General features: G+C 60.0%; 15 protein-coding genes. 13 read left to right on the top strand and 2 right to left on the bottom strand.

What is annotated here, in order from left to right:
* Positions 1–25 precede the first annotated feature (25 nt).
* Both KQI84_08340 and KQI84_08335 read right to left on the bottom strand, forming a co-directional pair.
* Positions 26–793, bottom strand: coding sequence for a hypothetical protein (locus KQI84_08340; GenBank protein ID MCB2154883.1), 768 nt, complete (start codon positions 791–793; stop codon positions 26–28).
* Positions 794–853: 60 nt separating this feature from the next.
* Positions 854–2,320, bottom strand: coding sequence for a DUF935 domain-containing protein (locus KQI84_08335; GenBank protein MCB2154882.1), 1,467 nt, complete (start codon positions 2,318–2,320; stop codon positions 854–856).
* 879 nt (positions 2,321–3,199) lie between these two features.
* On the opposite strand from KQI84_08335, the gene KQI84_08330 reads away from it, so the two are divergent.
* The 13 genes from KQI84_08330 to KQI84_08270 all read left to right on the top strand — a co-directional run bounded on the left by KQI84_08330 (position 3,200) and on the right by KQI84_08270 (position 18,307).
* Positions 3,200–4,708, top strand: coding sequence for a methyltransferase domain-containing protein (locus tag KQI84_08330; GenBank protein ID MCB2154881.1), 1,509 nt, complete (start codon positions 3,200–3,202; stop codon positions 4,706–4,708).
* A 148-nt stretch (positions 4,709–4,856) separates the two neighbouring features.
* Positions 4,857–5,783: a peptidyl-prolyl cis-trans isomerase gene (locus KQI84_08325; protein ID MCB2154880.1), complete on the top strand. Its 927-nt coding sequence runs from the start codon at positions 4,857–4,859 to the stop codon at positions 5,781–5,783.
* A 79-nt stretch (positions 5,784–5,862) separates the two neighbouring features.
* Positions 5,863–7,038 (top strand): hypothetical protein, encoded by a 1,176-nt coding sequence (locus KQI84_08320; GenBank protein ID MCB2154879.1) that lies wholly within the window; start codon positions 5,863–5,865, stop codon positions 7,036–7,038.
* On the top strand, positions 7,035–8,171 hold the full coding sequence (locus KQI84_08315) for a hypothetical protein (protein MCB2154878.1): 1,137 nt from the start codon (positions 7,035–7,037) through the stop codon (positions 8,169–8,171). Before KQI84_08320 ends, KQI84_08315 begins: the two co-directional genes overlap by 4 nt.
* Positions 8,172–8,203: 32 nt before the next feature.
* Positions 8,204–9,373 carry a hypothetical protein gene (locus tag KQI84_08310; GenBank protein ID MCB2154877.1) on the top strand — a complete coding sequence of 390 codons (1,170 nt, stop codon included), beginning with the start codon at positions 8,204–8,206 and terminating at the stop codon, positions 9,371–9,373.
* Positions 9,370–10,476, top strand: a complete 1,107-nt coding sequence (locus KQI84_08305) for a hypothetical protein (protein ID MCB2154876.1) — start codon at positions 9,370–9,372, stop codon at positions 10,474–10,476. Before KQI84_08310 ends, KQI84_08305 begins: the two co-directional genes overlap by 4 nt.
* A 14-nt stretch (positions 10,477–10,490) precedes the next feature.
* A complete protein-coding gene (locus KQI84_08300) occupies positions 10,491–11,615 on the top strand; it encodes a hypothetical protein (protein MCB2154875.1) in 1,125 nt (374 codons plus the stop codon).
* Positions 11,612–12,739 (top strand): hypothetical protein, encoded by a 1,128-nt coding sequence (locus KQI84_08295; GenBank protein MCB2154874.1) that lies wholly within the window; start codon positions 11,612–11,614, stop codon positions 12,737–12,739. Before KQI84_08300 ends, KQI84_08295 begins: the two co-directional genes overlap by 4 nt.
* Positions 12,736–13,860, top strand: a complete 1,125-nt coding sequence (locus KQI84_08290) for a hypothetical protein (GenBank protein ID MCB2154873.1) — start codon at positions 12,736–12,738, stop codon at positions 13,858–13,860. The genes KQI84_08295 and KQI84_08290 overlap by 4 nt, the downstream gene beginning before the upstream one ends.
* Entirely contained in the window at positions 13,857–14,963 is a 1,107-nt protein-coding gene (locus KQI84_08285) for a hypothetical protein (GenBank protein ID MCB2154872.1), read from the top strand. Before KQI84_08290 ends, KQI84_08285 begins: the two co-directional genes overlap by 4 nt.
* A complete protein-coding gene (locus KQI84_08280) occupies positions 14,960–16,126 on the top strand; it encodes a hypothetical protein (GenBank protein ID MCB2154871.1) in 1,167 nt (388 codons plus the stop codon). The genes KQI84_08285 and KQI84_08280 overlap by 4 nt, the downstream gene beginning before the upstream one ends.
* Positions 16,116–17,186, top strand: a complete 1,071-nt coding sequence (locus KQI84_08275; protein ID MCB2154870.1) for a hypothetical protein — start codon at positions 16,116–16,118, stop codon at positions 17,184–17,186. Before KQI84_08280 ends, KQI84_08275 begins: the two co-directional genes overlap by 11 nt.
* Entirely contained in the window at positions 17,183–18,307 is a 1,125-nt protein-coding gene (locus KQI84_08270) for a hypothetical protein (protein ID MCB2154869.1), read from the top strand. The genes KQI84_08275 and KQI84_08270 overlap by 4 nt, the downstream gene beginning before the upstream one ends.
* Positions 18,308–18,348 lie beyond the last annotated feature (41 nt).

The raw sequence follows: 18,348 nt of genomic DNA, 5'->3' as shown, positions 1-18,348 counted from the left end.
TGCCTCCAGTTGAATTCGAGAGGGACTACTCGCCGGCGGAGCGCACGAGCGCTTCCGCGTAGCTGTGAGTCGGGTTCTCCGCCATGAAGGCGAGGGCTTTGCGGTGACGGGCGATCGAGTCAGGTGAGGGCGTCCCGTTGAAACCCACGGTCGCATCGTCACCCGGATTGGAACGGCGTTCCGTTTCGCCGAACTGCACAGGTCCCGCTTCGGTCATCAGCACGGCAACGATGCCTTCGAGCAATTCGCCCGGACCCGCCTGGCGAAAGACATCCATCAGGCCGGCATCTTCCCACGCCGGACGCCAACGACCCGCCTCCACCAGGCGATTCTGCGCATCCTCCGCGGCATCGAATGTCTCGGTCGTTTCGGTGAAGAGCACCGTCTCCATGCCCTCATCCTGAAACACCGGATCGGCGAGCCCCTTCACCTCCGGGGCAGCGGCGCCAAGAAACGAAACCGCCTTCAGATACGGCCGACCGGTTTCGCGAAACGCGCGATACAGCTCCACGCTGCGCTTCTTATACCCCCCATCGGCCAGCAGTTGCTGCAGCGACGGACTGATCCGTCCGAGGATCGCCACGAGCCGATCGCCAATCCGACGAAGACCTTGCACCCACCCCTGGGCGGGTCCGCTCTGCGTGTGATCGATCGTCACCGGCGCCTCGTGCAGATCCGCATTGTAGTCGCTCGCAATCGCATCGAGAGCCGCTTCATCGTAGCGTCCTTTTCCGCCGTAATCGCCGGTTCGAAAGATTTCGACTTCCAGAGTCGATCGTGCCTTGTCAGGCATGATGTGAAACTCCTTTCCATAAAGGATGATTGAGACCAGAAAGGAAGGGACGGAGTCGGGTCAGAGCTCACGGGGCTCGGTTTCACTGATTCGTTCCGAGTCGCCATCGCTCGGATCGCCGGTTTGTGCTCTTCCCCGGCTCAACACCGCTCCGTCCCCAGAGGGGGCAAGAGCGGCCGTCGGCCTCTCCCCCCAAGGCACAGGTTCCAGATTCAGGCGCGCACGGACCTCATTCACGGTCAGCACGCCGTACTGCAGATGGTATTGAAAGAGATTGGAATCGTCGTAGCAGATTGCCCGCTCGCCGTCCGTCGGATGCGACCGACCATACCGCTCGTAGAAGTGCGACAGCGGTAACGGCACACCCAGCTCGATCAGCTCGCGATCGATTTGCGTTTGTTGAACGAGGTTCTCGGGTGGATTGACGTCCACGCTCCAGCGCGGCGCGGGCGTTCCCTTCGGGAAGTTCAGTTCGACCAGCCAGCGCACGATTGTCTCATTCATCACGCCGGCCAACAACCGCGCGTCCGCCTCGATGTAATCCTGCCGAACCGCATCGTGGATTGACCCGAGCGCCATGCTGCCCGAGCGGCGTCCCTCGCCACTGGTCAGCGTCGCGCCCAGCACGACCTTCGACATCTCGTCGTTGCACCAATCGGCAAAGGCCGCATAGGTACCCCCGTCTCCGCGCCCCATCGTTTCGAGGAAACGCAAACTCACCGATTCGGGCAACACAACGCCGCAATCCGTCTGCAGCGCTTCGACAACGTCCAGCAGACGCGCACGTTCATCCTCCGGCGTGCCTGGCGAATACGTCGCAATCGCGGTCGGCGAGCCGAACTTCTCGTTATAGATGCTCCAGAACTTCAGGTTGTTCTTCTTGAACCAGTAGAGCCAGTACGCCCGCTGCGCCAGGCCGCGCCCGTACGGATTTCGCGCGTCACGCCCGAACGTCAGGACGATGAACTTGTGCGGCGGAGCCGGAAACGCCCCCTGCGCGACCACCGTCGTCCGCCCCGCCGCCGGCAACCACTCTTCCGATCCGCGCCCTGGACGAAATGGCGGCGATAGCAACAACAAACGCCCACGCGCATCGAAGAGAAAATGCTCCTGCGGATGCGCAAGCCAATCCTGCACAACGATCCGCCGCTGCGCATCGTAGCCCCAGATCAACTCCACAACCGCAAAGCCCTTCGCCACGCCGTCCAACAACGCGCGCAGAAACTCCTCCGCCCGCGGCAAGCGATCCAATACACCGCGTACGAAGTCGACCGACTGCTGCGCGTCGCCAGTCGGTTGAATGTGCCGCGGCAAACCCAGCAGCCCATTCAGCCGCGTTTGCAGCACCGAGTACAGATGCCCGTCCTTCTCCTCCATTTCCGCAAACAACTCATAGACGGACCGCTGATAGCGCCCCCCCGCCGTTTCCGTTTCCAATAAATCCAGTGCGGCGCGCGTCCCCGTCCCAGCCAGCGTCGTCCACCATGACTCCGCCGGATTCAGCAGCGTATCGGTCAATTCCCGCATGGGATGATCCTCCGTAATCGCGTCTGACGGCCACCACTCGGCCGCATCGACAACGACGGAATCACATCCCCCAGTCCCTTTCAGGATCGCGTGGTCCGTTTAGTTCGTTTGGGTGATTTGGTTGATTTACTTCAATTGGTCGATTGAGATGGTGAGGCCTTGGCAATCGCTTTCGAGGTGACTTGGGCATCCTGCCCAAGAGTAGCCCCGCCAGCCCCGCCTGAGCGACAAGATCCGAGTGCGAGTACGAGTACTCGATCACCCCAAACCACTCTCCAAAGACCAGCGCCGCTGGGGCTTGAGCAAGGATGCTCAAGTCACCTCTGTCCCTCCTTGCCAACCTTGTTGAGGTGACTTGGGCATCCTGCCCAAGTGCAGTCCCGCCTGAGCGACAAGATCCGAGTGCGAGTACGAGTGCCGCTCCGCTGGGTACGAGTACGCGACCTCCTCGCACTCGTACACGTACTCGATCGCCCCAAACCACTCTCCGAAGACCAGCGCCGCTGGGGCTTGAGCAAGGATGCTCAAGTTACCTCTGTCCCTCCTTGCCAACCTTGTTGAGGTGACTTGGGCATCCTGCCCAAGAGCAGCCCCGCCTGAGCGACAAGATCCGAGTGCGAGTACGAGTACCGCTCCGCTGAGTGCGAGTACGCTACACTCCTCGAACTCGAAGTCGTACTCGATCACCCCAAACCACTCTCCGAAGACCGACGCCACTGGGGCTTGAGCAAGGATGCTCAAGTCACCTCATCTCCCCCAGGGACCGCCGCGCAACGAAGAGATTGGGACAAGCAGAGTGCCCTGCTGCGGCAGAAAAGGCGTTGCGACCCGCCCCCCCCGCCCGGTTGGCTCCGGGGGCGGAGGAAATCGCGCCCGATAATGACCTATCGCTCCACATTTCAGCTCCCCGACTGGCTCGCCGATCGCCTCGCTTGCCCCGCCTGCGGGCACGCTCCGCTCGCGGTGGGGGCCGAACTCTCGTGCTCGGCATGCGGCAAGACATTCCCCCTTCGCGGCGAAGTCCCCGTCCTTCTCAGTTGGCACTCCGTCACGCCCAAGCTCCTCGACGAATTTTATCGCTACCAGGAATTCTGGCGGAAGTTGCGCGAGCAGGAAATCGACAGCGGAAGCATCGGCAACAAGAAAGAGATCCTCCGTGGCGAGATCGAAGTCTGGCGTAAGTACTACTACGAAGCCGAAGCACGCATCGACTTCTCCACGCAGCCTTGCATCCTGGATACCGGCGCCGGTCTGTGCGAAACAACGCGACGCCTGGCAGATCGAGGAGCCCGCGTCGCCGCCTGCGACTTTTCTCCGATCGAGATGGATAACCCGCGGTTCTACTCGCTCTTCGACGACTCCGAATTCGACATCGACAAGTTCGACATCTATAACGGCCTGCGCCACCTGACGCCGGACGAACTCGACTTCCCACGCATCGTCGCCGATACCGAGAACCTCCCGTTCGCCGATGCCAGCTTCGACGTCGTCTTCACACGGTCCAGCCTTCACCACGTCAAAGACCTTCCCGCGGCGCTGGCCGAGATGGCTCGCGTCTGCCGCCCCGGCGGCCAGTTAATCGTCGCGGGCGAATGCATCCGAGCCCGCATCGATCGCGAGCAGGAATACGTCGAAGAGATCATGGATTATCAGGAAGGCATCGGCGAACGCGTCCACCGGTGGGCGGACTACGAGTCCGCGCTCCGCAGCGCCGGATGGCGTTCCATCGAACTCCAGCCCTTCACGCCGTCCCTCGGCCGCCGCCTGCCGCGCAAGCTCCCCGTGCGCCCCGATCTGCCGCGCGGCCTGCACGAGCGCACCCTCCGCGGGCCGCTCGGCCGACTCATCGGCCACTTCCTCGGGTGCGGCATCAACTTCTACGCCGTCCGCGGCGACGCCCCCGCGCCCGCACCGCACCGTGTTACCCCCCCCCCCGCCGACCTCGCCCGCCTGATGGCCGAGTGGAAAAGCAACCTGCCCGAGATCGCCCGCCTTGGCCGGCTCGCCCACGATCCCGCCCGGCTTTCCTCGCGGGTCGTCATGGACGCCACCCTGCCGCTGCCCATCATGCGCGGCTGGCGCCGCCCCGTCCCGACCCCGCAAGGCCTCGGCCGCCAGATGCAGCGCTGCGCCTACCTGCTCTTCCCCGCCGCCGGAGCCAAAACCCTCCGGCTGCGCTTCGCCGACGGAACCCTCCCAGCCGACTCCACCGACCTCCGAGCCGCGCTTAACGGCACGCCCTTAGAGCCCCAACCCGACGCACCTGCCAACTCGTCGGTCTTCGCCCTCCCCCCCACCGAGGAACCCGTCATCGAGATCGAGATCGGCTGGAAAGGCCCCGACGAGACCCGCCCCATCCTCCTGGAAGCCCTCCTCGAGGCCAAGTAGCACCCGCCATCAACCACCCGTCACTGGCCACTTGTCACTGGCCACCGCTCTTCTCTATCCGAAAGGGTTGCTTTCCCGCCATGCCCCCGCTTTAGTGACCAATGGCGGTGCAAGCCGTCAGACTTCCCCCAGGAATCTCGTAGCCCCCATGATGATCCGGTTCCTCTGCCCCGCGCTGCTCGCCCTCCTGTTGCTCACGTCCTGTCGCCCCGTCGAACCCGTGCGTGTCGAACCCACGCCCACGCCCACGCCAACACCGGTGGTCGTCCAGCCGACACCAACGCCCATCCCCCACCGTGCGCCCGCCGACCATCACTGGCCGGGCCTTTTTCTCAGCGAAGACGAAACGCGCCCCCGCGACGTCGCCATCGAACTCGACGGCCTGGTCGTCACTCCGCAGGAATACACCAGCGGGCTCGAGCGCTACATGGACGCCCACTCGGAGGACGGTTCGGAAGAAGCCTATCGCCGCGATTTGCGCGACGACCTGCTGCTGCTCGGCTACCTGCGCGATAGCGGCCTGATGGAAGACAAAGCCTTCGAAACCCGCGCGCGCCAGTCCCTCCGCAGCGTGCTCGCCGACCTCGTCCTGGCCGAAGCAAACAAGGACAGCCTCGTCGTCACCGACGGCGAAATCCGCGCGCGCTATCAGGCAGACATCGACAAGTACCGCCAGCCCCGCCGCGTCAAGATCCGCCTGATCCTCGTCTCCACGGCCACCGAGGGCCAGGCCGTCATGGATCGCCTCGACGCCGGCGAATCCTTCGCCTCCATCGCCGCCGAAGTCAGCCAGCACCCCTCGCGCGAAAACGGCGGCGACATCGAGCCCTTCTCCGAGGGAACATACAGCCCCGCGCTCGAAGACCTCGCCTTTTCCCTCGGCGTCGGCGACACCGGAACCGTCACGACGAACCGCGGCGTCTTCATCGTCCAGAAACTCTCCGACATGTCGGCAACAGTCACACCGCTGGAGGACGTGCGCGACGACATCGCCCGCACGCTGCGCGAAGAGAAATGGGAAGCCGGCCGGCGCGCGCTGCTCGACCGTCTCGAGCGCGAAGAACCGACGCCGTGACTGAATAAACACGCGTTCCCGGCCGTAGAAACCTTGCGGGTCATGGTGCATCCATCCGCACCGCCCGCCGAGGCAACCCATGGCAACCGGGGGAGTACCCACAGAACCGCTCAACGACCTTTCCACCTTCCCGAGGTGGACGCGGCGCCTGTTTCCCGAAATCGAACTTCTCGCGGACAACCCGGTCTACGCCGCATTCGCCGTGCGCCGCGAACAAATCAAACGCCACCGCCGCCACCAGGAAACTCCCGCGTGGATCATCGCGCTCGGCGCCGGCACACTGACTATCGAGATCGCCCTGACCTTCCTCTTCGGCTGGGAACTCGCACTCTTCATCCTCGTGGGAATTGTTCTGACCGGATTGTGCGTCCGGGCAATCATCGCGATCAGGGCGAGGCGGCCCAACGAAGTCCCGCCCAACTTCCGACAGTTGTTTGGGCACAAAGACATGCATACCGAGTACTACCAGGACCTCTGGCTGGCACCGATCACGTCGCGCGATATCCTGATGATGTCGGCAGCAGAGGTTTACAAAGAAGTTGTGGGAAATGTTGCCATACTCGCGGTTTCCCTCGCGTCTCTTCCACTTTACGCAATTTGGAGACTTCACCAGATCTCTATCTTGAGCATCACCGTGTTGGCCCTGGCCGTATTGCCCATCGTGCTGATCTCTCTTCCAGCTTGGATCCGCTACAGGACGATGGTGCCGATTGGCAATCTTCGGAAGAGCCACGTCACGCACTTGGCAAGAATGACTGGGCATGCGAAAGCCGTCGAGCGCAGGGGAAATCATATTCAGATCAAAGCCGGCGCCCTGGTATTAGCCGGATACGCCGTAGCTATTGTCATTGTCTTCCTAATCAATGCGACCGTCTTCAAGATGACATTCGACGGCCAAACGATCTGGGAAATGATGGTCGGCTGGTCGTCCGCCACGTGGCAGCAAATCGGATGGGGAATCCTGCTTTCACTCGAGGCGATCTTCTGCTGGAACTTCTGGCCGGTGTCCCGAGACAGCGAACAGGACTTTCTCGAACGCCTCGACGCCGCGAGCCAGTCCTTCGACCACCTTCGTGCCTTGCTCGTGCGCGCACTCGCAGGCGACACGATTGATTGCGAAGAATTCATGGCCGAAGTCTATGGCGCCACCGAGGAAGCATACAAAGAGTACCATATCGCAGCCCGCGAACGCGTCCGCCGCCGCCGCCTGCATCGCAGAGTATTCTCACTTTGCCGGAGACTCCTGCCAAAATGAGCCGCCGCGAAACCTCAGAACCCCTCAACGACCTCTCCGTCTTCCCGCGTTGGTGGCGTCGGCTGTTTCCCGAAATCGAACTGCTGGCGGATAACCCCCTCTTCGCGGCACTCGAAGTTCGGCGCCGGCAGATGCAGTCTCGGCATCGCACATTTCGACGCGCGGCGACCTTCTTGTTCTCACTCGGCTTTGTTGTGGGACTCGCGGTGTATATGACCGGACACATCAACGAGATTCGAAGCCTTTCCGAGTTGCTGCTCGAAGCCCTCACCATCTGCGTCTTCTACCTCCTCGGCGTTGCGGCAATCAACTTCCGCCAATTGCGCTCCCGCGGAATCCCAACCACGCTCTTTCCACCCTTCAGCAATCCGGAAGTCATCGTCCGTTACGAAGTCGATCTTTGGCTGAGCGCTATCCAGAGCCGTGACATCTTGAACGCTGCGCGCGGCCACATCCTACGTTACTGGCTCGAGTTATGCACGGCCTACATCTGCCTCATGATGCTTGGCTTCTTGCTTCTGTGGGCGCGCTTCCAGTATTCGCCAATTATCCTCTGGGTCGAGGTCGCCTCCATACCATTCTGGCTCTGTCTCTTCCCTGTAATCGTACGCAACGTCAGCAGCCCAGACGGCGGCCCCTACACATACTACCTGCAGTCCGAGTTGCCTCGCCGCACAGGGAACATTGTCCCCCACCTGAAGAACAAAGTTCGAGGTTTGGTGAAATCGCACGCCCCACGGCCGGGACGCTCCCGGTGGATTCTCATTATGCCTATTCCAATCATGCTTGTTGTCAGTCTGCTTGTTCTCGGAGCCATGCAGCTCTTCGAGTACCTCTGGAATGCCTCTGCGAGCCTTCCCCATGACACATTGGCAGCGATCGTGATCACGATTGGCGCCGTAGTCGAGACTGCCATCTGCAGCACGCTTGTTGGAATTCACCGTGCCCGCTCTCGCAAGGCTATGGAAGACCTTGATCCTGACAGAATCGCCTTTCTGGATCGCGCACGAACCATGATGGTCCGAGCCCTGTCCGGCGACATCATCGATGCAGAGGAGTACAAGCGCGACATCCTAGACCCCCGTAGAAAAATTCCGGTCGACGACAATCCCCACCCGGGTAAAACTCCCTAGAGCACAGTGCGACGCGACGCCGAGGCTCCCCGATGGACCGCGATCCCCAACACGAACCGTTGAACGACCTATCCGGCTTTCCCGCGTGGTGGCGGCGGCTGTTTCCCGAAATCGAGTGGCTCGCGGACAACGGCCTCTACGCCGCCTTTGAAGTGCGCCGCGAACAACTCGACGCGCGCTCCCGCCGCCGTCGGCGCATCCTGACGTTCGCCTGGGTCCTCTGCGCCGCCAGCGCCCCGTTCATCTCGAGCATCTACAAAGACCTCGGCGTCGCGTTGGACGTCGCTTTCTGGTCGCTGATCCTCGGCGCAATCGGAGCGGCCCTCATCAACGTCCGCATCGAGCGCCCCACCAGCATGCCGTCGACCTATCGCAAAGTCGTCTCACCCGCCGGCATCCGCACGCAATTCTACCTCGACCTCTGGATGACCCCGGTCAGCGGCCGCGACGTCCTCACCGAACTCATGAGCCGCGCTTACCGTTCCCGCGGCGGCGCTTATCTCTTCGCGACCCTGATGCTCGGCGTCCTGGCGGGACTGTTTGTTCTGGTCCTGCGCGGCATTGCGATTCCATTCCTCCTCGGCCTCTACTGCGTGCCGATTGCCGTCCTCTTGTACCCCATGCTGGTGCGCGGCGCCGCCGAAGGCCAGGTCGAGTTTTTCCGCCAGGGCTTCCTGAATCAACTCGCCGTCGCCGCCAAACAACGCAGTCAACTCTTTCGATCAACCTTCCTCGACGGCCTGAAGAAACTCGCCATCGGAATTCTCTTCTTCATCGCCATTATTCCCACCGTGTTGATTGCCATCTTCCTGATCGATGCCCTCCTCAGTGCCTTGACGCCTCGCTCTCCGATCATCGATCTGCTCGAGAGCATCCCCATGACCGCATGGCAAGTGATGGCCGTCGTCGCCGCAGTGATCGCGAACATCGCCATCAGCTTCGCCCTCTGGCGATCGCATCGCAACGGATACGAAACCCTTCGATTGTCGATCGATCGGTACGCCGCGTGGATGGACCGCGCCCAGGCCATGATGGCGCGCACCCTGGCCGGCGACACGATTACCGACCAGGAGTTCAAAGTCGAGATTCTCGATACCTGGCTTGCCCTCGACCGGGAGTACAAACGCGCCCGCAAAGCGCGCCGCCGAGAACGAAACATCCTGCGGCGATTCTTTGCCGCCAGGAGATCGTCGCCCCAATGACCGAGCCGGAGGGAGCCCGCAAAGTCATCGCCGACCTGTCGCACATTCCGCGATGGTGGAGATGGCTGTTCCCCGAGCTCAACGACCTGCAATACAACGCCGTCTACGCCGCCTTCGAAATCCGCCGCCGAAGTACTGGATACACGGCCGACTTTCTGAGACGTCTTGCCTCATGGCTCATGCCGATTCTTATCTGGGTGATGATCTCACTGACGATGCACCATTTCTTCCCACGCGGGATTATCCTGGAGTCCCTGCCAGTTATCGCGGCTCTGCTGCTGTATTTTTCTCTCGCCGAGAAGAAGTCTCCGAAGATTCCGTGCTCGTATTCGGAACTTCTGAAGAAAGCCGATGAGGCGGATTCTCCACTCGCTGAATTCCTCCTCACTGCCCCTTCCCCTCGTGACATTCTCGTTCTTGCCGGCCTCGAGAAGATCGCAGACTGGCGATTCAATTGCGCCGTCGCATTAATCCTCGCCGCAGGGGCCACTGGTGCATTGATATACTGGGGCGGAATAGAATTCCACATTCTCGCCTGGGCGCTCGTCCCGATCGTCTGCATACCCGTCTTTCATCTGACTATGCTGAAAACATCGATCCAACGAGACTCAAAATCGCACTGCAAACACGTCGCCGCTGTGATTTCAATCTCCAAAGGCTGCCGCTGCGTAACCGGCACAGAAAGCAAGATCGGGGTTGTCGAATTCGCCAGGAAGGACCCCACAACGAAGATGGGACTCCTGATCGCCCTCCTACTCCCTATCGCATTGCTGATTCCATTCTCTATCGCCTATGCTCCGAATCTCATGCGCGCACTGCAGCAGTTCGCAGCGTCGCCTTCCGGGAAAGAAACACCCCTCGGCCAGTATATCCTTCTAAGCACCATTCCCCCACTCATTGTCACAGCGACAATAACCTCTCTTCTGATCCTGATCCTCCGAAAGCATCGAAAGCGAACGGCGCAGGTCCTCGAGCGCCATGCCATGTGGCTCTCCGACGTCCTCCCCCTCTTGGCCCGGGTCGATGCGGGAGACATCGTCGAGCCCTGGGAATACAAGCAACAAGTCGTCAGACGCTGGGAACACTACCGAAGGATCGAATAGGGAAACCCCAAACCATGTCGGCCTATCAACAACCCAGACTTCCGATCGCCGACCTGTCGCACATTCCGCGATGGTGGAGATGGCTGTTCCCCGAACTCAACGAACTGCAATACAACGCCGTCTACGCCGCCTTCGAAGTCCGTCGCAAATCGATCCCGCTTTGGAAACGCACCTTCCGCGTCCTCCTCCTTCTCAGCGTTGTCACGCTGATGACAGTCGCCATCCCGGCGCTGATCATGTCGACCCGACCGGGGCTTCTCCTCGCACTGGGCGGATGGATCCCGTGGGTCGTCTACATCGCCGCGCAAGCCGTTCAGAACCGCTTCATCGAATCCATGGGAATGCCCGCCTCCTATCGGCAGGTCTTCTTCAATGGACGCGTCCGCCAATCCGCGTTTCTCGATCTGTGGCAGATCCCCATCGCGCGCCGCGATATCGCCGAATCCGTCGGCTGCGGCTTTCTCCTCTACTGGCACGCGCTCGCCACCGTCTGGTTCGCGCTCGCGGTCCTGCCGGCACTCGGGATCGGGTACGCCTCGCAATTCAATCCCGTCGGAGTCGCCTGGGCACTCACCTACGTGATGCTGATCGCCGTTGCATTTCCGATCGCATTGCGGCTTGTCGCGAACTTCTTCCTCAAGCACTTCCGCCGCATGGTCGTCGCCGCAACCTTCGGCGCCGCACGCGAACGCGGCGCCTACTTCAAGAAGCAACTCAACGAAGGCCTCCGAACCATCTTCTCGGTCGGCGTGACGATCATCGTTCTTTACGTGTTGGCCGTGATTGGCTCCTACTTTCTGTGGCGTGGAATCGGACTCGGGACATTCCTCGCCGAAGCCATGCCCGAGAGCGCCGGCGCCGTCGTGGGCGTTCTCATCCCCCTGCTGATCGGCCAGGGCTTCGTCATCGCCCTCTGGTCTCATCATCGACGGGCGCAGCACAAACGCGAGTTCCTCTTCACCTACATCGGACGCTGGCTGGACGACGCCCTGCCGGTGCTCGCGCGAACGCTGACCAACGACGTCGTCACCGCCGAAGAACTCGAAACGGCCATCCTGAAATCGTGGGAGAAAATGCGCGACGATTACGGCCGCCACGAACGTGCTTACCTGCGCGAGAAAGCGCGCGAACAGCGATGAACCCCAAACCCCTCAACGACCTGTCGCACATCCCGCACTGGTGGCGCCGCCTGTTTCCTGAATTGGAAATGCTCGAAAACAACGGCCTCTACGCTGCCTTCCAATCGCGGCGAGAAAACACACCGCGCCTGCGCCGCAACATCATATCGCAGCGCGCGAGCGCCATCACATTCGCCGTGGTCTCAATTGTCCTGTACCTGCTTTGGGAAGTGACGGGAAATGGATGGCTGGTAGTGGCCATGATGATCTCCGTCCTGCTATTCGTATCCCTCGCTGTTATTCGGGGCAAGTTCACCAGGAAGTCTGGCATCCCGTGCAGTTTCCTGGAGGTCTTCCCGTCTGGCGGCCTCAAGGATCAAGCCTTCCTGGATCTTTGGCAGACCCCCGTGAACGGACGCGACATCGTCGGTATCGTCGCTCTTGATCACCTCGCCGACTGGAAGAATCTCGTCTTCCTTTCCGCCCTCTCCTTGATTCTTCCAGCCGCACTATTGGCTAAGTTCTTCGGACCGAAACCACTGCCGATTGGCATAGGGATAGGATTGTCGGTCGCTTCCATCTTTGGTGACTACGTTTTGGTCCGCTCCCGGTCAATCGTGCAACTACGGGGGTTTCGCGATGCCGTCCTTCAGTCTGCCTGTCGGATATCCGGGCGCCCTGCCGAAGGCTTGCGCGCCCAAGCCGAGAACCTCCCACGAATAGTACTCCCGCTATTGCTTATTATCCCGATTGGTATTGCCGTACCATGCGGGGTTGGAGGTGTCGGGTTCCTCCTCGATGAATCGCCACTCCTGCACCCCTTGGTGGAATGGTGGAACGGCCACTCAGTTCTTTTGCGGTACACCCTCTCAATAGCGATAGGTCTCGTTCTATCTACGCTAATCGTCTGCTTAACCCTTCTCGCTCGACGAAATCGCGACGAAGCCCGCAGGTCCACAATCCAGAAGTACGAACTCTGGTTCAACCGTGCCCTCCCCATTCTCGGACGATGCGTCGCAGGCGATGACATCCCCGATTCCGAGTTCCAATCCGAAATCCTGCGCGCCTGGTGGAATCTCGGCCCCTACGGGACTAACCAACCACCCGCTCCCCCAACGCACGAGAAGGCGCGTGTACAGCGATGACCCCAAAACCCCTCAACGACCTGTCGCATATTCCCCGCTGGTGGCGCCGCCTGTTCCCCGAACTGAAAATGCTCGAGAACAATGGCCTCTATGCTGCCTTCCGAGTCCGTCGCGAACAGCTCCAGAGCCGACATCGCGTTCGGAAACCTTTCCTTCTCGCCGGAGGCGTCTTCGCCTGCCTGCTGGTGGTCGTCTACTTCCGATTGCCTGATCCGTTCGGTGAAATTCTGATCATGGCCGCTTTCCTCGGCACGCTGATTCTCCTCCTTTCGATTTTCGGTATCGGAAACCTCGGCCGCAGGAAACACCCGACAGATGTGCCTGAAACCTGCAAAGATCTGTTTCTCCGAAAGGGAGGAACGGAAGAGCAATTGCTCGACGTTTTGCTAACCCCCGCCACGGGGCGCGAGTTTCTCGCTGCTGTCTCCCTCGAACCCCTGCGCCGCTGGCCCGCGTGGATAGCCCGATGCTGTGCCGTCGCAGGAATCGTTCTGATCTTCGCGCTCGTTGCAGACTCGAAAGGCGAAGTCTTCCTGGTCGCCCTCACACTGTCCTACGTACCCACCGTGCCGCTGGGGATACTGATGAGCATTCGAATCACTCAGAAACTCCTCCTGCAATCCGTCGAAACGAAATTCCTGGTGGCGCCCGAAGCCGATCCTGCCCGGAAAATCTTGGAACCCGGCAAACCTGAGGATCGGAAGGAGACCCTCAAATTGCTGGTCGCCCTTGCTATTCCATTCGCTCTGTTGATTGCGCTCGCCCTCGTCTTCGAACGCCCGGCGACCCAGAGCTGGCTGCACGCCGTGTGGAACACCTTCACGCAACTTCCCCCTGCCGTTCAAGCGTCCTGCACAATCCTCGCCGCCGTGGCCTTGTCTCTTCTCAACGGTCTGGTGTTCTATCGCACATCAAAGAAATTGCACGAGAAGTACCTCCTGGACCTCGACCGCCTGTCCGAATGGCTCAGCCAAGTCTTTGTATTCCACGTGCACTCCATATCCGGCGACGAACTATCGTTCGAAGAACACAAGCGCCTCGTCAAAGAACCGTGGGAAGAACTCAAAAAGAAGTACGAGGACACACAGGAAAAGAGCGAGCAGCAGGAAGTAGAACAATGAACGCCACGCCGAACAACGCCACCGATCCCCTCAACGACCTCCGCGAATTTCCACGATGGTGGCGGCGCCTGTTCCCCGAACTGGAGATGCTCGAGAACAACGGGCTCTACGCCGCGCTCCGGGTCCGGCGCTTACAAACGAAACGCCGCATGACCGTCACTTGGGTTGTCGTAATTGCCGTTTCCACAGCGATGGCCGTTTTCCTGCTTCGAATCCTCATCGGAAACCCATCACCTTCCTGGTCGCAAATCGGAGGCATAGTCGCCATTGTTCTCCTTGGGGGAGGAATCGAAGGTTTCTTCTTGTGGCGCGCAACAATCGGTCTTCCGCGGCGCACAATCGCAATCTGCCTCGCCCGAAATCGATTCCGGAAACCCGCCGAAGAGATGTTAACCGTCCCCTACTCTGCCTCGGAACTCGTGATGTCCCTCTATGCCGACTTTCTGCCGAGTCAGTTCGGACTTCTGGTTGGGACACTTGCCATCATGTCGACGATACCGATCATGTTCCTCTTTGTCCTTCCGACGACCGGCGTAGGGTCTGTCTGGATTGCGATGATTCCATTCATGATGACCATCGCTCCGTCGGTCGCACGACGCGCAACACTCACGGTCGTCGAAGGCGTTGCGATCATGATGGCAAACCGCATCGCCGAGCTGGCAGGCCGCCAGAGTCCAAGAACCGTTGGGAAAGACATCGGAGCCGCCTACTGCCTGGTGGCATCGCTGATAACTGCGCTCGGGGCATTCACTGTGGTCGAGTTGGCCGAGCTTCTCCTGCTGGCAGATTTACCCGCCCTCTTCATTCCCGACGCCATGCGGCTTCCTATCTCTATCGCAGCCTTCGGCGCATGCCTTCTCGCGATCGCATACTTCTGCCGATGGGGATGGCGCCGTCACCGCAGCGAAACCCAAAACGTCCCCGATCAGATGCATATCTACGAACAATGGTATGCGCACGCCATGCCGATTATGACTCGAGCCCTCGCTGGAGATCCGATCGACGAAGCGGAATACCAAACCGAAATCCTCGACACCTGGAAGGAAACGCAAAGAACCAAACGCCACAACAAACGCAACCGATCCGGCAAGTCGAGACAATGAACACCGAACCCCTCAACGATCTCCGCGAATTCCCACGTCTGATTCGCTGGCTCTTCCCCGAGATTGAGCTCCTGCGAAACAACGGCGTCTACGGGGCGTTCGAGGCACGCCGCCGACAACTGCGCAGCCGAATGCCCGGCCCGATAAGAATCACCGTCAATCTTCTCATCACGGTGGCCCTTGCCTACGTTCTCTATCGAACGGCAGGCGCGATCTGGTTCAGCTTCGGATCCCGCGGCCTGATCATCCTGCTCGGGTTCTCCGCCATACTCTACTATTCCGGGAATCAGATTCCATCGATCCGTCGTGGTGTTCCTGCGTCCATCCTCAGCGTCTTCAGCGGCAACAAGACGTATGCGCAATACTACCTGGATCTGCACCTGGCGCCCATCCCAAGCGATGAGTTGATTCTCGCCGCAGCCTGCGTGGAGTACCGCCGCTCGAAATACTACAGAGAATACATCGTGGCGGTCGTTATTGGCTCACTCATCCTCTGGGGGATCTTTTCCAGCCATCCGTTCTTTCTGAAATGCCTGTTCGCCGCCCTTGTCCCCATCGAAGTTATCGGCCTGCCTGTTGTCGTCCGGAGGAAGTCGTTCAATGCCGCGCTCGCAGTACTCAATCATCTCCACGGCCAGTACGAACATCCAAGATTGATCCCACAAATCGAGAAGGCACATGCGGAACGTGTGCGCTCTGAAATCAGAGAGCTACGAATGCTTCCCCTCGGTTGCCTGGCAGCACTTGTCCTGATCGGGATGATCTTCGCCGCTTTCGGAGGCGTAGCGTGGTGCTTTGTCTGGGCGGTCGAGAGATCCGTTCCAATCCTCATCCTGGTCCCTGATTGGTTCTGGCAAATCGTGGTGGCAGGATTGGCGCTACTGTTGGAATTCTTGATCCTTCGCAAGCTTTGGAGAGTCTTTTCAGGCGGAGTCGACTACTGCCTCGAACTGGTCGACATCTACACTCCACATGTGGACAGAGCGCGTGCACTCTGCGCATCCGCCCTATCCGGCGACGATGTTATGACCGAACACTTCCAGAAACTAATCTGCGTCGCCAAGAACTCGCGATGGGACCCGGACATCGATTGGGACGAAGAACACAACTGCGAAATCCCCCGCCAGCGGAGGGACGGTGAGGAGGAGTTTGATGAGATCTGACCTCCGCGAATTCCCGCGCTTGTGGCTCTGGCTCTTTCCAGAGCTCGAACCGCTCGCAACAAGCCGTCTGTTCGAAGAAGTCTGCCTGTCCCGCATGAAGACACGCCGCTCTCGTATCCTGATCAAGCTGTCCTCTATCGGCTTTGTTGTCTGGGGAATTGCAATGCGAGAGCTTCGCGTTCAGATGGGGCCCTTGTCCCCGGCTCTGTTCCTTGTCATGAGCATCATTGCCATCGCGCTCGGTATGATCCTCGGCAGCGCAATCCACAAGACCTACTGCGCCGTCCCTGCGTTCCCGCTGGATATTCTTCTTGTCCGCGCGAAGAAACATCCCTCCCTCCCAATTGCCGAGGACGCCTCTGAGCTGGCCCTCGTCACGCACGAGCAGTTCCTCAAACCCGGCTTCTATGCCGTCACGATCACAACTGCCTTCTTTGTAGCGATTTCCCTGTTCGAGTTCGGCACAGAGAATCCCCTGTCTGGAATCTACTGGCTGGGCATCTCGCCGTTCCTCCTTGCCATGGCTCCGCTCTTCAGCCGAACGACAGGAATGCTTGGCCTAGATGGTGTTCGGAACTTGATCCTCCGCACTTGTTCGCGAGGCACTGGCATACGCTCCCGGAAGTACGGCAATCCCTTCGACGCCCCACTCGCAGGCATTGCGATGCCCTTCATCATTTACATGCTCATGTCGGCCGCCGAGCTCTGGCTTCCAACGGGCATTTCTCTGCATCTCCCATTTTCTGCCGAGACGATCACCATCGCGGCCATCTCCCTCTGTGCCCTGCTGACCATTGTTGCAACTTGGTACTTCTGGAGATTCCACGGCAGGAACTCCGCCGTGCATCGCATCACAATCGAGACTTACGCAAATTGGTTTGCCCACACACTCCCAATCCTCCAGCGCGTTGCCGAAGGCGAAGTCCTCACCGAACAGGAATTCAAAACCGAATTCATCGACACCTGGAAGACACTGAAGAAAAAACAACGCCAACTCCTACGACAATGGCGCAAAGACCACGGGCTTCTGAGCCTCTTCACGAGGGGAGATCGGAATTGAGCTCAGAACCCCTCAACGATCTCCGCGAATTCCCGCGATGGCTTCTTTGGCTCTTTCCAGAGATTGAGTCGTTGCGGGAGAATGCCTACTACGCCGCCCTGCAATCTCGACACGCCCAACTGCGTCGCCAACACCGCCGCGTCCGGATTGTAGCAAGAGTACTGGCCGCAATAATCGCTGCTTGCGCCGTCAGCTTTGCCCTCCGGCATCTGCACGTTCAGCATGCCAGCTACATCCTCGGCTGCGGCATCGTCCTGATCATCTCACTCGAGATCCTGTTCCATTCGCCCGTGAAGCGCCCTGGGCTTTCGTCTGCACCCGATCACTTCTTTAGCATCCGACGGGATCTCCAGAATCAGTTTCTCAGGGACCTTTGGCTGACATCGATTCCCAGCAAAGATATTTTGGAATACACAGTTCTTGGAACATTCTCCAACTGGTACAGGGTCGCCATTGTCTACTTCGGCATTGCGGCCATAATCTTGGCTTCTTACGCGCATCAGTCGGAACGAAGCCTGCTCGGCTTCGTGTTCGCCGTCGCAATGATTCCCCCGTGCGTTTTGCTGTTTCTGCTGATCCTCGGGGGCATGGCCAGCGCGAATGGAAAGAAACTCTGCGCCGGTTTTCGATCCCGATTCCCAGGCCCCTGGCGGCCACCCCCTCCGGCTACAACCCAACCGGGAAGCCTGGTGAAGACGGGCGGGAAGATACTCTTTGCCGCCGTGCTCCTCTTCATCCTTGTGCCCCTGGCCGTACGCATCTCGGCAGCCATATATCGAGCGAATCTGAAATTCGACCTCGTGGGTTTCACCCGAGAATACATGCGCGTCGTCCCGACCTCGCTCTGGTGGGGTCTCTTCCTCCTGGCAATCCTCGCCGCCGAATACTTCGTGTGCCGTTATCTCTGGCGATGCCACAGACGATTCTCGCGAACGCGCCTGGCCGAAGTCGAGCCTTACATTCCGTTCCTCGTGGAGATGCGATCCCTGGCCGCCGCCTTGGAAGCCGGCGATGATGTGCAAAGCATAGAGATTCGGAGACGCACTCTTCACGCCTGGGTAACTCTCTGGCCCACTGGCAAAGTCAGAAGCGCGGATGGAAATGAGCCCACAGATTCATAAAGAGAGGGCGAGCAGATCGAAACCAGATAGGAGAGAGCTGA

This window comes from bacterium (genome assembly GCA_020444065.1).
Taxonomy (GTDB): Bacteria; Sumerlaeota; Sumerlaeia; order SLMS01; family JAHLLQ01; genus JAHLLQ01.
Note: the sequence above shows the minus strand (reverse complement) of the source record. Positions and strands in the feature narration are given on the sequence as shown.